General features: G+C 55.3%; 14 protein-coding genes. 2 read left to right on the top strand and 12 right to left on the bottom strand.

Annotated elements, in window-relative coordinates; translation table 11 throughout:
• Positions 1–63: 63 nt before the first annotated feature.
• The 9 genes from BM205_RS11620 to BM205_RS11580 all read right to left on the bottom strand — a co-directional run bounded on the left by BM205_RS11620 (position 64) and on the right by BM205_RS11580 (position 8,036).
• The gene (locus tag BM205_RS11620) at positions 64–798 is read right to left on the bottom strand and encodes an OmpW/AlkL family protein (protein WP_092414659.1); all 735 of its coding nucleotides are present in this window, start codon (positions 796–798) and stop codon (positions 64–66) included.
• A gap of 71 nt (positions 799–869) precedes the next feature.
• Positions 870–2,000 (bottom strand): CaiB/BaiF CoA transferase family protein, encoded by a 1,131-nt coding sequence (locus BM205_RS11615; RefSeq protein WP_092414658.1) that lies wholly within the window; start codon positions 1,998–2,000, stop codon positions 870–872.
• 71 nt (positions 2,001–2,071) lie between these two features.
• Complete coding sequence (locus BM205_RS11610; RefSeq protein ID WP_092414657.1) at positions 2,072–2,269, bottom strand: hypothetical protein; 198 nt, start codon at positions 2,267–2,269, stop codon at positions 2,072–2,074.
• 7 nt (positions 2,270–2,276) lie between these two features.
• Entirely contained in the window at positions 2,277–3,395 is a 1,119-nt protein-coding gene (locus tag BM205_RS11605) for an acyl-CoA dehydrogenase family protein (RefSeq protein ID WP_092414656.1), read from the bottom strand.
• Positions 3,396–3,434: 39 nt separating this feature from the next.
• Positions 3,435–4,268: an SDR family NAD(P)-dependent oxidoreductase gene (locus BM205_RS11600; RefSeq protein WP_092414655.1), complete on the bottom strand. Its 834-nt coding sequence runs from the start codon at positions 4,266–4,268 to the stop codon at positions 3,435–3,437.
• Positions 4,269–4,313: 45 nt separating this feature from the next.
• Positions 4,314–4,733, bottom strand: coding sequence for a MaoC family dehydratase (locus tag BM205_RS11595; protein ID WP_092414654.1), 420 nt, complete (start codon positions 4,731–4,733; stop codon positions 4,314–4,316).
• The gene (locus BM205_RS11590) at positions 4,730–5,191 is read right to left on the bottom strand and encodes a MaoC family dehydratase N-terminal domain-containing protein (protein ID WP_092414653.1); all 462 of its coding nucleotides are present in this window, start codon (positions 5,189–5,191) and stop codon (positions 4,730–4,732) included. The genes BM205_RS11595 and BM205_RS11590 overlap by 4 nt, the downstream gene beginning before the upstream one ends.
• Before the next feature lie 11 nt (positions 5,192–5,202).
• Positions 5,203–6,390, bottom strand: coding sequence for a lipid-transfer protein (locus tag BM205_RS11585; RefSeq protein ID WP_092414652.1), 1,188 nt, complete (start codon positions 6,388–6,390; stop codon positions 5,203–5,205).
• Positions 6,391–6,476: 86 nt separating this feature from the next.
• Positions 6,477–8,036: a long-chain-fatty-acid--CoA ligase gene (locus BM205_RS11580; protein WP_092414651.1), complete on the bottom strand. Its 1,560-nt coding sequence runs from the start codon at positions 8,034–8,036 to the stop codon at positions 6,477–6,479.
• Positions 8,037–8,181: 145 nt separating this feature from the next.
• On the opposite strand from BM205_RS11580, the gene BM205_RS11575 reads away from it, so the two are divergent.
• Together BM205_RS11575 and BM205_RS11570 are read left to right on the top strand one after the other, a co-directional pair.
• Positions 8,182–9,186 carry an AraC family transcriptional regulator gene (locus tag BM205_RS11575; RefSeq protein ID WP_092414650.1) on the top strand — a complete coding sequence of 335 codons (1,005 nt, stop codon included), beginning with the start codon at positions 8,182–8,184 and terminating at the stop codon, positions 9,184–9,186.
• 276 nt (positions 9,187–9,462) lie between these two features.
• A complete protein-coding gene (locus BM205_RS11570) occupies positions 9,463–9,921 on the top strand; it encodes a DUF2147 domain-containing protein (protein WP_092414649.1) in 459 nt (152 codons plus the stop codon).
• Positions 9,922–10,412: 491 nt separating this feature from the next.
• On the opposite strand, the gene BM205_RS11565 is transcribed toward BM205_RS11570, so the two are convergent.
• The 3 genes from BM205_RS11565 to BM205_RS24280 all read right to left on the bottom strand — a co-directional run.
• On the bottom strand, positions 10,413–10,889 hold the full coding sequence (locus BM205_RS11565; RefSeq protein WP_175511245.1) for a DUF4019 domain-containing protein: 477 nt from the start codon (positions 10,887–10,889) through the stop codon (positions 10,413–10,415).
• A 203-nt stretch (positions 10,890–11,092) separates the two neighbouring features.
• Positions 11,093–11,524 (bottom strand): outer membrane protein assembly factor BamE, encoded by a 432-nt coding sequence (locus BM205_RS11560; RefSeq protein WP_092414647.1) that lies wholly within the window; start codon positions 11,522–11,524, stop codon positions 11,093–11,095.
• A gap of 76 nt (positions 11,525–11,600) precedes the next feature.
• The coding region (locus tag BM205_RS24280; protein WP_175511244.1) for a YadA family autotransporter adhesin at positions 11,601–12,985 on the bottom strand (1,385 nt) is incomplete at its 5' end.

Below are 12,985 nucleotides of genomic sequence, written 5' to 3'. Positions count from 1 at the left end.
CCTAACGGACCGCTCATGAGTCGGTAAGGCGCAGGCTTGCAGCAAGCCTGCGCCGCCTGGTAATTAGAAGCGATAGCCGATGTTCAGGAATGTCGCTACTGGCCGCAGCTTGTCCGACGCATGGCTGACAATGACCGTGCCGCCGGCAGTGGTTCCCGTTAGTGTTGCATTGGTTTTGATCGGGACGTATGAAACCGACACGCCATACGACCAGTGCTCATCAATCGCATAACTTGCACCGACCACGAATGCCGGGTTCCATGAACTGCTCGCACTGACAGTGGCTGTTGAACCCGGCCCCAGAAGACCGTGGACGAAATCCGAGTTGGTGATTTTACCTTGGGTGAACTTGGTGTAATTGACGCCCAGACCAACATAGGGACGAAACTTGGATTGCGCATCGTAAAAATGATAGCGCACGAAGACAGTCGGAGACAATGGCATGGCCTCGCCGATGACGCCGGCTTGCTGTAGCGTGCCCGTTCCTACGAATTTGAGTTTGGTCGGAAAGCCGCCAATAAATTCCGCCGAAATATTGTCGGTGAAATAATGCGCGAAGGTCAGGCCAACGGTAGTCGCACTCAACGCCGCAAAGCCGCTGCCGGGTTGCACTATGTTGACCGGCATGCCGTTGATGCTGGTGGCGGTCAGCGGTGTCGATTCGTTATGCGGCGTGGCATGCAACCAGCCCAGGCTGATCACATTGCTGCCGGCGGTTTGCGCCTGTGCCATGCCGGCTGCGCCCAACATCGCCAATCCTACCGCCGTCGCACCTAAGCGCTTGCTCATCAGTTGCATTTTGTCTCCCTTAGTATTTTTAGTTTTAAACCCAATTTTTATGCTCACTAACCTGTTATCACCTTGCAAATCTAAACAATGACGCCCCTCTCACGCAGCGCCGCGACTTCCTGCGCCGAGAACCCGAGCTCAGTAAGAACTTCCAGCGTATGTTGTCCGACTTTGGGAATGGAACCAGCCACACCAGGCGTGCGGCTGAAGCGCGGCGCCGGCGCCGGATGCGTAATGCCGTCCGTTTCAACAAAGCTGCCGCGCGCCTGATTGTGCGGATGCTGCGGGGCTTCGGCAAAATCCAACACCGGTGCGAAGCACACATCGGTTCCTTCGAGTAACCCGCACCACTGGTCTCTACTGCGGGTTTTGAACAACTCTGCCAGCTTGGTTCGCAAAGCAGGCCAGGCGGCACCATCCCATTGCGCCTTGAAATCCGGGTCATCGATACAGCACAGCTGCAACAGTAAAGCGTAGAACTGCGGTTCAATCGAGCCGATCGATATGAATTTATCGTCAGCGCAGCTGTAGCAGCCGTAGAAATGCGCACCGCCATCCAGCAGGTTGGACGCGCGTTGAAGTCGCCATTGACCGCTGCCGAGCATCGCGTGGTACATGCTGGACAAAGTGGACACGCCGTCGCAAATAGCGGCATCCACCACCTGCCCCTGTCCGGAACGGCTGGTCTCCAGCAATGCGCTGACGATACCGAAGGCCAGCATCATGGCGCCACCACCCATGTCGCCCACCAAATGCAATGGTGGTGTGGGCGGCCGGTCAGCATGTCCCATCGCATTCAGCGCACCGGTAATCGCAATGTAATTGAGGTCATGTCCGGCTGCGTTGGCTAACGGCCCGGTCTGGCCCCAGCCTGTCATGCGGCCATAGACCAGACGCGGATTGCGTTGCAGGCAGGGTTCCGGACCCAGGCCCAGACGTTCCATGACGCCGGGCCGCATACCTTCGATCAAGGCATCTGCCCCATCGATCAAGCGCAGCACTACGTCAGCCGAGGCGGGATTCTTGAGATCGAGCACGACGGTGCGGCGTCCCCGATCAATGATGCTGCCGCCACCGCCCAAAGCGCCAGGTGTCTTACGGTCGATGCAGATCACCTCTGCCCCCATGTCGGCCAGCATCATCGCGCAGAATGGGCCGGGGCCGATACCCGCTATCTCGACGACCTTGAAGCCACTGAGTGGTCCTGCCATATCTGTTTCTCCTTTGATGCCTGCATAGCAGACGGCACCGCTGCGCTTCTTGTTGACTGCCCCAAGGGTTATCAGTTGTAGCCGAGGATAGCCACGTCTTTGTACAAATCGTCCGTTTCACAGCCCTTGCCGTCGTCGGCAGGATATGCTGCCGATCGACCTGAAACGCCAGCCCGAAGCAGCGAGTGCTGTGGCAGCACCGCTGGTGTCTCGTCACCTGCCCGCTGTGTCATCAGCAGTGCGCCGATATTGTTGATTCTGTTTGTCATCTTTCCCTCATAACTGACGGCCAACCAGCTCGCGTTGGATTTCATTGGCACCGCCATAAATCCGTTGTACCCGCGCATCGGCATACAGCCTGGCGATCGGGTATTCCTTCATGTAGCCGTAACCGCCGAACAACTGCAGACAACGGTCGATCACTTCACACTGGCGCTCGGTGCACCAGAATTTAGCCATCGAGGCAGTGACCGGGTCGAGCGTGCCGTCGATCCACTGTTGCACGACCATGTCGGTGAAGGCGCGCGTAGCGGTCACTGTCGCCTTGACATCGGCCAGCACAAAGCGGGTATTCTGGAAATCGATGAGCGGCTTGCCAAACGCGTGCCGCTCCTTCACATAGTCGACCGTCAGGTCGAGCGCGCGTGTCATTGCCCCCGATGCCTGGATCGCCAACTGGGCACGCTCAAAAGGCAGTTGTTCCATCAATTGATAGAAGCCGCGCCCTTCATGCCCGCCAAGTAGGCAGTCTGCCGGTACAGTACAGTCATCGAAAAACATTTCGGACGTATCCTGGCCTTCCATGCCGAGCTTTTCGAGTACCTTGCCACGTTGGAAACCGGGCGTATTGGTATCGACGATGATCAGCGAGATGCCTTTGGCGCCCAGCGCCGGATCGGTCTTGGCAACCACAATCACCACGTCGCACAACTGACCGTTGGTAATGAAGGTCTTGGCGCCATTGATGACATAGCTGTCGCCACGCCGCTCGGCGCGCGTACGCACCGCTTGCAGGTCGGAGCCGGTGCCAGGCTCGGTCATCGCAATCGCGGCGACGATCTCGCCGGAGGCGATGCCAGGCAGCCAGCGCTGTTTCTGCTCTTCGGTGCCGCAGTTGAGAATATAGTGGCCGACGATATGGTTCAGGCCGAGCGCCAGTCCGGAGTTACCGCTATACCCCAACTCCCAGAACACCACGGCAGCATGGGCTGGTGTTCCACCCGAGCCGCCGTAAGTGTCCGGGACGTCAGGCAAGATGATGCCCAACTCGCCAGCCTTGCGCCATGCATCGCGGGAAGCCATCTTTTCCTGACGCCACTTGATGTCGTTGGGCTCAAGATATTCCTTGGAAAAACGCCGGACTGAGTCGTTAAACTGCACCAGATCCTCAGTCATCCAGGCAGGCTTGTATGGTTTAAGCACGTTGCCTACTCCTTATAGACCGTTCAGGCCGCCACCGCAAATCAGTACCTGGCCCGATACGTAGTCCGATTCCGGAATACAGAACAAGTACACTGCTCCGGCAGCTTCTTCCGTTGTGCCGGGACGCCCCAGCGGAATCCCTGCTTTCGCCATCGCCAGCACTTCAGGGCTGACGCCGACCTTGATGTCGCGACCCTCGATATTCACCGTCGCGTTACCGCCCGCCGTGGCCTCAGTCAGACGCGTCGTGACGAAGCCGTAGGCGACACAGTTGACGTTGACCTTGAGGCGACCCCACTCCTTCGATAGCGTCTTGGTCATGCCTGTGATGCCAGCTTTGGCCGACGAGTAGCCCACCTGTCCAGCGTTGCCGCCGGTGCCCGCCACTGAAGAAATATTGACAACCTTGCGAAACACTTCCTTACCCGCTTCCTGCTCAGCCTTGCTCAGTGCCCGGATCACCGGCTGGGCGGCGCGCAGAATGCGAAACGGCGCCGTCAGGTGGACGTCCATCATGGCGTACCACTGCTCGTCGGTCATCTTCTGGATCACGTTGTCCCAGGTGTAGCCGGCGTTGTTGACGATGATGTCAATGCCTTTGTAATTATCCACTGCGGTCTTGATGAAGCGTTCGGCAAAGTCCGGCGCAGTGACGCTACCTTCGCAGGCCGCGGCTTCACCACCAGCTTTTTTGATTTCTTCAACTACTGAGTAGGCGACGTCTTTATCCAGATCGTTCACCACTACACGCGCGCCTTCGCCAGCCAGTTTTAACGCCACTGCTCGCCCAATCCCTCGGCCGGAACCCGTAACCAGTGCGACTTTTCCTTCTAATTTCTTGCTCATTATCTGCCTCTGTATTTTTGATTGAATAGGTATGTTGCGGAAGTCTCAGGCCAGCGCGACCAGTGCTTCGCCGACCACTTTCTTGTCGCCGTATTGGTTGGTCGCCTGAATGGCGACCCGTACGCACTGCTCGCCGTTTTGCTCCAGTTTTTCAACCACCTGGCCGGTGCAAGACACCTGGTTGTACAGATGCGTGATACCGACAAAGCGCACATCCAGCTTGCGAACGCGGTCCTGACTGACCCAGCCGGTCAGCATACGGCCAAGCCAGGCAGCCGTCAGCATGCCGTGGCCGAATACATCCGGCATGCCCGCCTTGCGCGCATAGTCGGTGTCAATGTGCAGCGGCACATGGTCGCCCGAGCCGCCGGCATACAAAGCCAACGTCGTGCGCGACAAGGGGCGCAATGCCAGCTCTGGCAATTGGGTGCCTACTTCCACATCCTTGAATTTTGGATTATTCATTTGCTGCTGCCTCCTGGATTGCGCACGACCAAGGAAGATTTCAATCTGGCCACGAGCTTGTTGAACTGGTTGACCACCGTGGTCTGCGATACAACAAATTCGAGGGCGCCGCCCTTTTTATCGTAAATGTCCGTGATGGTGGATTCGAAGGTCAGGCTGTCCCCGGCGAATGCCATTTCCAGATACTCGAAGCTTTGTTCGCCATGCAAGATATGCTGCAAATTGACGCCAATATCGCTGATCCAGGACGTTGGATCAGGATCGTCGAGCATTTGCAGGCAGACAAAGTAAGTCGGCGGCACAGGTAACGAACGGTAGTCCGCCCGTTGCGCGGCGGCCTCGTCGGTGTACACCGGGTTGGTCTCGCCAATCGCCTTGGCAAAGAAGCGCAGGCGTCCCTTTTCCACCTCGGTGGTGAGGCGCCCGAAGGTTTTGCCGATGTGTGCTTTATCTAACATCTCATTCTTCCTTAAACCTGACCGTACATGGTCACGACGGCAGCCCCGCCCAGGCCCAGATTGTGTTGCAGCGCGATCTTCGCGCCCTGCACCTGGGTTGCTTCAGCGGTACCGCGCAACTGACGCGTCAACTCATAACATTGCGCCAGCCCGGTTGCGCCCAGCGGATGCCCCTTCGACAGCAAGCCACCGGATGGGTTAGTGACGACTTTGCCGCCGTAGGTGTTGTCACCGTTTTCGACAAAGCGTTCCGCCTCACCTACCGCGCAGAAACCCAGGCCTTCGTAGGTGAGTAATTCATTCTGGGCAAAGCAGTCATGCAGCTCGCAGACATCTACTTCGTCGGGTCCGACCCCTGCATCCTCATAAACCTTTTTGACTGCAGCAGCCGTCATCTGGAAACCCACCAGATCAATCATCGACTTACTCTCAAAGGTACTCGCATAGTCGGTCGTCATTGCCTGCGCCAGGATCTGCACCTTGGGTGACAAGCCGTGCTTGTCGGCGAAGGATTTTGAAACCAGCAGAGCTGCTGCGCCACCACAAGTCGGCGGGCAGGCCATCAGGCGTGTCAGGACGCCAGGCCACAGAGCAGGAGCCTGCATGACGTCGTCTTCGGTCAGTATTTTCCGCAGCAGCGCCAATGGGTTATTCGCCGCATGGCGGCTGGCCTTGGCCCGGATCTTGGCAAAGGTTTCCAGCCGGGTGCCGTATTTCTTCATATGCTCGTGACCTGCGCCGCCGAAGTAGCGCAGCGCCAGCGGTAAGTCTTTGCTCTCTGGAGATAATTCGTCAGTCATGGCGTCGAAACTGGCGAAAGTATTGGGCCGGTCAGTCCAGTGTGCGACAAGTGCACCAGGTTGCATTTGCTCGAAGCCAACCGCTAGCACGCAATCGGCCACACCGCTGGCAATAGCTTGCCGCGCCAGGAACAAAGCAGTAGATCCGGTGGAACAATTGTTATTGACGTTGATGACAGGAATACCCGTCATGCCGACTTCATAAAGTACTCGCTGACCGCAAGTGGAATCGCCGTAGACGTAGCCGGCGTAGGCTTGCTGCACTTTCTCATATGGAATGCCTGCGTCCGCCAAGGCCAGGCGGATGGCTTGTGCACCCATGTCAATATACGAACCGCTGGCGCCAGGCTTCATGAACGGGACCATGCCGACGCCGGCCACTAGAATTTGTTGTGTCATAATATTTTCCTTTAAACGAAACATCACACCGGGGAGTCGGCATCACACCGCCCCGTCGTAAAATTTTTCTACACAGAATTGTTTTCTTAGCCGACCTTACGGCTCCGGCCTTCCCAGAACGGTTCCCGCAGCTTGGTCTTGAGTATCTTGCCCGCCCCCGACAGCGGTAGCGCATCCACGAACGCGACGCTACGCGGGCATTTGTAGCCGGCAATCAGCGATTTGCAGTGGGCGATAACGTCTTCAGTCGTTATCGTACTTCCCGGCTTGATCGTGATAACCGCATGCACGGTCTCGCCCCATGCCGGGTCGGGGATACCGATCACCGCACAGGCCACCACCGCACTATGCTGGGCGATCGCATTCTCGACCTCGGCAGAGAAAATGTTTTCGCCACCGCTGATGATCATGTCCTTCAGGCGATCGACGACGAAGATGAAGCCATCCTCGTCCATATATGCGCCGTCGCCGGTATGCATCCAGCCATTAACGATGACTTCAGCGGTTTGCTCAGGGCTTTTCCAGTAGCCCAGCATGACATTGCCGCCGCGGACGGCCACTTCACCGACCGTGCCGCGCGGTACTTCGACGCCGTCGGCATCGACTATCTTCACTTCCGTGCCAAACGATGCCCGGCCGGCCGAGCGCAACTTGCCTTCCTTGCGGCCTTCTACCGTGTGATGCCAGGCATGGTTGATTGTGGCGATTGGCGATAACTCGGTCATGCCGTAAGCCTGGACAAAGTCGACTCCCGGCAGCACCAGCATGGCACGGTCGAGAACCGCTTCCGAAATCGCCGAAGCACCATAGCTGATGCGTTTCAGGCTGCTTAGATCGGCGGCATTCTTCATCGCCGGATGGTCCACCAGCATCTGGATCATGGTAGGCACCAGCAGCGCGTCGGTCACGCGGTCGCGGCTAATGCTGGCGAGTACGGCTTCGGGCGTAAACATCGGTATGACGGCATGCGTATTGCCGCAGGCCCAGTGCATCAGTGATATGCCAAAATCGGCCAGGTGAAACATCGGCGCTGCGTGCAGGTAGGTGCGGCCGACCTGCGCCAGACCTTCGGCCATGCCTATCATGGCGGATGTGCACAGGTTGCGATGGCTGAGCATCACGCCTTTGGGGAAGCCGGTGGTCCCGCCTGTATAAAATATACCGGCAAGATCGTCGCCGCGGCGACATACATCCTCGATCGGCTCGCTAGCGCTAAGCAAGGCTTCGTAGCGCAGCATGCCAGTCGGAACTTCGCCTTGTCCCGCATAAATTACGTGCTTCACACTTTTTGCGTCTTTGACGATCTGCCCGGCCATTGCTTTGAAGGCATCGTCAACAATCAAGATGGACGATTCGGAATCCTGCAAGGAATAGATGATCTCCGCCGCGCTCCAGCGGATATTGCAAGGATTCAGCGCACCGCCCCCCCATGGCACGCCAAACTGATATTCCAGATAGAGGTCGGAATTAAGCGCCAGCATCGCCACGCGATCGCCAGGCGCCATGCCTAACGCTTGCAGCGCGCCGGCCAGCCTGGCTACGCGTTCGACGAATTCTTTGTAGCTGCGCTCATTGCCGGCATAGCGGACAGCTATCGCATCCGGCTTTTGCTGCAGCGCACGATGCAATCCCTGGGTGATGTACATGTCTGTCTCCTGAATTAAATGGCGCTCCAAATGTGGCGCTGTTCTTATATGAACAAATCATAGGACCGTCCTTGTGGCAACGCTATTGCGCTTCACATAGTTTGTATTGCAAAATACCTCAAGTTATTAAGATACAACTGACTTCATGCTAAATCCCCCGGTAACAATCTCGGTAGCGTTTGTGCGCGGCATGCTCTCCGGCATCTGCGCCGGCGGCGCATCGTCCGAAGAATGCCTGCTGCAGGCAGGTATTCCGCTGGCGCTGCTCGACGAACCAGAAGGACGTGTCACAGCAGAACAGTATGTAGCCTTATTTGAAGTATTAATGAAACAACACGATGACGAAGGGCTGGGATTTTTTTCACGACCGCTACGACATGGCAGCCTTGCATTCGTGATGCGCAGCACACTGGGCGCGACAACGGTAGAGACGGCGATACGCCGGCTATGTTCTGGATTTCAGTTGCTGCAGGACGACGTGCAATTCGACGTCGTTCGGGAAGACCAGTTGACGGGACTGCGCATTATCGTGCCGACGGCATATTATCCAGATCGGATCTTCGTGCATGAGTTGCTGTTGCGGATAATTTCTCGCCTGGTGGTATGGCTGCATGGAGGCCGGATCCGGCCATTCGGTTTCGATTTTGCCTACCCCAGTCCGCCGCAAGCGAACGAATATTACAAGCTGTTCGTTGGAAGAGTCCGCTTCGACCAGCCGCAATCGGCTATGTGGTTCCCTACTGCAAACTTGCTGACGGCAATGCGCCGTGACGAGGCGGCGCTACGCGACTTCCTGTTGCAGTCACCACGCAATGTAGTGATACCGCAACGCAATGACGATGCAACAAGCGAACGGATACGGACTTACCTGCAGAAGATTCGGCCACAGTGGCCCGACTTGCCGGCGACGGCCGACGCCTTGCACATGTCGGTCAGCACACTGCAACGGCATCTGGCCGACGAAGGCAGCTCCTTCCAGATGGTCAAGGATCAGCTGCGGCGGGACTTGGCCATCATGCGCCTGAATACATCAACGGTACAACTGGCGACGCTCGCTGCGGAACTCGGATTTTCCGATCAGGCTGTATTTCAACGCGCATTCAAGACCTGGACCGGTAGTGCACCTGGAACCTATCGGCAGCGCCGGTAGTTCGCTTTCAAACCACTTTCTTCTTAATTGAAAGCGCGACGGCGCTTATTCCGTCAGCTGTTCTTGCGGCTTGCCTTGCAGTTGCGGCAACGCACAACGGGTTGACGCTTTTTGCAATGAATTTGAGATATTCAGCCATATTGCAAGAGTGGCTGATCTCTTAGTATCGCTTCGTACTTCCTCACTTGACTATGCATGACAACGGGAAAGCCCGATTCATAAAATCACGCCTGCTTGCAACAATGCAGTTGGCGCAATAAATACAGGAGACAAGTCATGAAAAAAATTTTGATGGCGGCAATTGCAAGCAGCGCGTTGTTAGCTTTTGGAGGTTCTGCTCAGGACACCGTCAGCTCACCGATCGGCCTTTGGAAAACCATCGACGATCACAGCGGTAAACCAAGATCGCTAATGCGCGTCACCGAATCGAACGGCGAATTTCTGGGTAAGGTCGAAAAGCTGCTGCGCGAGCCTGGTGAAGATCAACATCCCAAATGCGGTAAATGCGAAGGCGCACTGAAAGACCAACCCATCCTTGGCATGACGGTGATGACCGGGATGAAGCACGAAGGAAACAGCAACGAATACGTTGACGGCCGGCTGTTCGATCCGGATAGCGGCAATACCTACAAAGGTAAGATGACTCTCATCGACAATGGCAAGAAACTGAACGTGCGCGGCTATATCGGAATACCCTTGCTTGGTCGTTCACAAACCTGGTTGCGCGAAGAATAATAGGTAAAGTAGAAAACAGCGGCATGGGAGCGGCCCAAAGCCAGCCAGGCCATCCATCGCTGGTCATAACTTCGCACTATGTCCGGCACCGACGTGGCAAGCTCGTGGGGCCCACAAAATGACAAAAATTCGTTCCGCAAAAAATATGGGGATCTCGCAAACATTGACTTTGCAGACTACTGAAGTTTACAAATTGCGGAACGATTTCAAAGCTATGTACATGATTTTAAAGAATATTACCCGGGACTCAAAATCCCCCGCTGGAGACAGCGTGCCGGTTCGATTTCGGCTCTCGGCACCAATGAATATAAGGCTCTCAGACTTGAGGGCCTTTTTTCATTGTTTCCGCAATCTGGTATTTTTTCCGCAAAAAAATTATTTCCCAATTCCACGATAGCTCAATTAGGTAGAGCGACGAGCTGTTAGTCCGCAGGTCCCATAAGTATTTATTTAATATCCCGAATTTCGAATGCCTCAAGAACAGCCCTACCTTATTTCCCAGGTACGGCCGCAGGGGCGGGAGGCAATTCAACTTTTGTGACAACGTAGCCCACGGGGACCCAGCCGGCTGGAGTTTGTACCAGCGAAATTTTTTCCACCGCCGACGCTTTAGAAAAATGGGAAAAAAATGCGATGTTGACGTATTCTCCAGGCGGGAAATTTATTGGGTTCGTCAGGCGCGCAATTTGCACCCATTCGCGAGTATTGATGCTTCCTAGTTGACTCTGCACAGAATTCAAGTATTTAGCCCAGTCCTCTTTGCTAATACTTTTTTTCATAACAGATTCGCTCGAGGTCCACATACGAACGGCTTGACTTGGATCTGCCAATGTCGCCCATTGCGTCGCTGCTCTCACCGCCGCATCCAATGAAGTTGCTGATGTTTGAGCAAGAGCATAGCTGCTGCTTAACATCAGGCCAATGGCAAACACACCAACATACTTAAAATTCCTAAATGATAATGGCATGATTTCTCTAAATAGATAAAACATTGCGTGCTTATTCGGCTGACTCCTACCGGCAATGAATACGGAAGTTAGCCAGAAAATCACAGAACATCAATCAGGGATTCTACGCATTCAATCGCAAAGCGCTCTGACCGATATTTCCCCCTAACCCCGCTCACCACCGACATTCAAGGCCACACGTCGATTGGGTTGCAAACATGCAATCACGGCAACGCCAATTTTTCGGGTACAGGTACCGCCGCTATTTTTTCTTTTAGAAAATCGGCACAACCTGATTTATTCCAGTAAGTACCGCGGACCAATTTTTTTTCATCATATTGCACTTGATACTGGCAGGTTACAACGGCATCGCCCTGGCGGAAATTGAAGACGTAATTCCACGTCTTGATACCAAAAACGCCTTCGTGAAAATGTGGCGGCCCTAACAATGCGTACATCTGATCTTTGGTTAAGCCAATGCCGACATTGCGCAAATTTTCAATCGACACAAAAGTACCGTCTTTGAGAGTGGCCTTGCTTTTATCAGGAAACTCTTCAGGTTTTCCCTGTGCCGACACACCGTTGGCGATTACTAGCAATAATCCCCCGAACGCCAGCCCCCACACGCTCCGCGGTCCCGCCAATTGCTGCTTCATATTTTATCCCTCTGGATATACGTTGATTACGATTCATACCCCATCCGATCAATGACACAAGTCATGATCTTTTTCGTTACCACTGGAAACCGGCTCCTACTACGGCGCCCGATTTACCACGGGTGCTTGACGTCGCAGCAACCTTGTAGATCCAACTTCCGCCTTCAGAAATTGTCGAGATGCCCAAGGCCATGCCACTCTGCCCTTGATAGGTACTACCCGCCAGAGAAACCATGCTCTTACCAGGCGCTGATGGTTGGGGCAAGCCCGCAACTGCCATTGCTGCAGCTGTACCGCCATCGGCGTCATGCTGGTTTTTGTCAATATTGCCTTGCATATTTTGCAGTTTGCCATCGGTGTAGCTGTTCGCTTGCGATACCGCACTACTGATACCTGTGTTTAACTGACCGACGTTGACGGCGTCATTATTCGCGACACCATTAGCGACGTTATGCAATTGCGCCGGAGCACCGCCGGGATTGGCCGTTATGCTGGTCTTGCCGGCATCGTCGTAAGTGACGGGATTTTTCCCGGTAGACGTACCGCCACCGTTGCCACTGCCACCGCCACCACTGCTGCCGGAGTTATTATTCGCCAAAGCAGCCTTAAGCTGTTCGACGTTTACTGCATCCGTATCGTTCTTCCCGGGCGCCAATCCGGTAATCTGCCGATTACCGATATTGAGCTCCCCCGATGACGAAGACGGTGAAGCTAGTCCATAAGCAACGTAATTATTAAGCGCCCCTACTATGTCGACCGATCCCGCACCTAATGCGATGCTATTGGAAAAATTCGCTTTGGCGCCGTTACCGAGTGCTAAGGAATTGACAGCAGAGGCAGTAGCCTGATATCCCAATGCAGTCGATCCCGCGCCCTGTGCGTATGCATCGTCAGGCGTCAGGCCTGTGTCGTTAGTACGCGCATATCTGACACCGGTGCCGTTAGTGGTGGTGTAGGAGGTGCTGGCATTTCCGACCAGGGAAAACAACTGGCTGCCATTGACGGCGTCGGTGCTGGTGGCATTTACATCACCGGCCGCGACACTGGTGATTTTATTTGGACCGGCACCGTTATGCTTCGCATTAAAAGCTCCAGCGCCACCGTTTGCCGTAGGATCCCAAGACAAAGCATCAGCAGCGACATTGTTCAATTTGCTATCCACCGCCTGCAACTGACCGACATTCACCGCATCAGTGCCGGCGCTACCCGCAGCAACATTGGTAATTTTGCGCGCATTGCCGGCAGAGCCGACCGATACCTCTCCCGCCGAATTCTGCAATGCGGTGAGTCCATAAGCTGCGTAACTCGTTTGTGCGCCAACCGACGTTGTCGAATTTGCCCCGAGCGCCACGCTGTTGGCATTAGTGGATACGGCATTCGGTCCAATCGCCACACTATCGGTACCGGTTGCCTGCGAGTCCGGCAATATGGAATTGGCGTGGAAATACTTGATGCCGCCGC

Source organism: Collimonas sp. OK307 (assembly GCF_900113705.1).
Classification (GTDB): Bacteria; Pseudomonadota; Gammaproteobacteria; order Burkholderiales; family Burkholderiaceae_D; genus Collimonas.
This window is presented reverse-complemented; position numbering and strand designations above follow the sequence as displayed.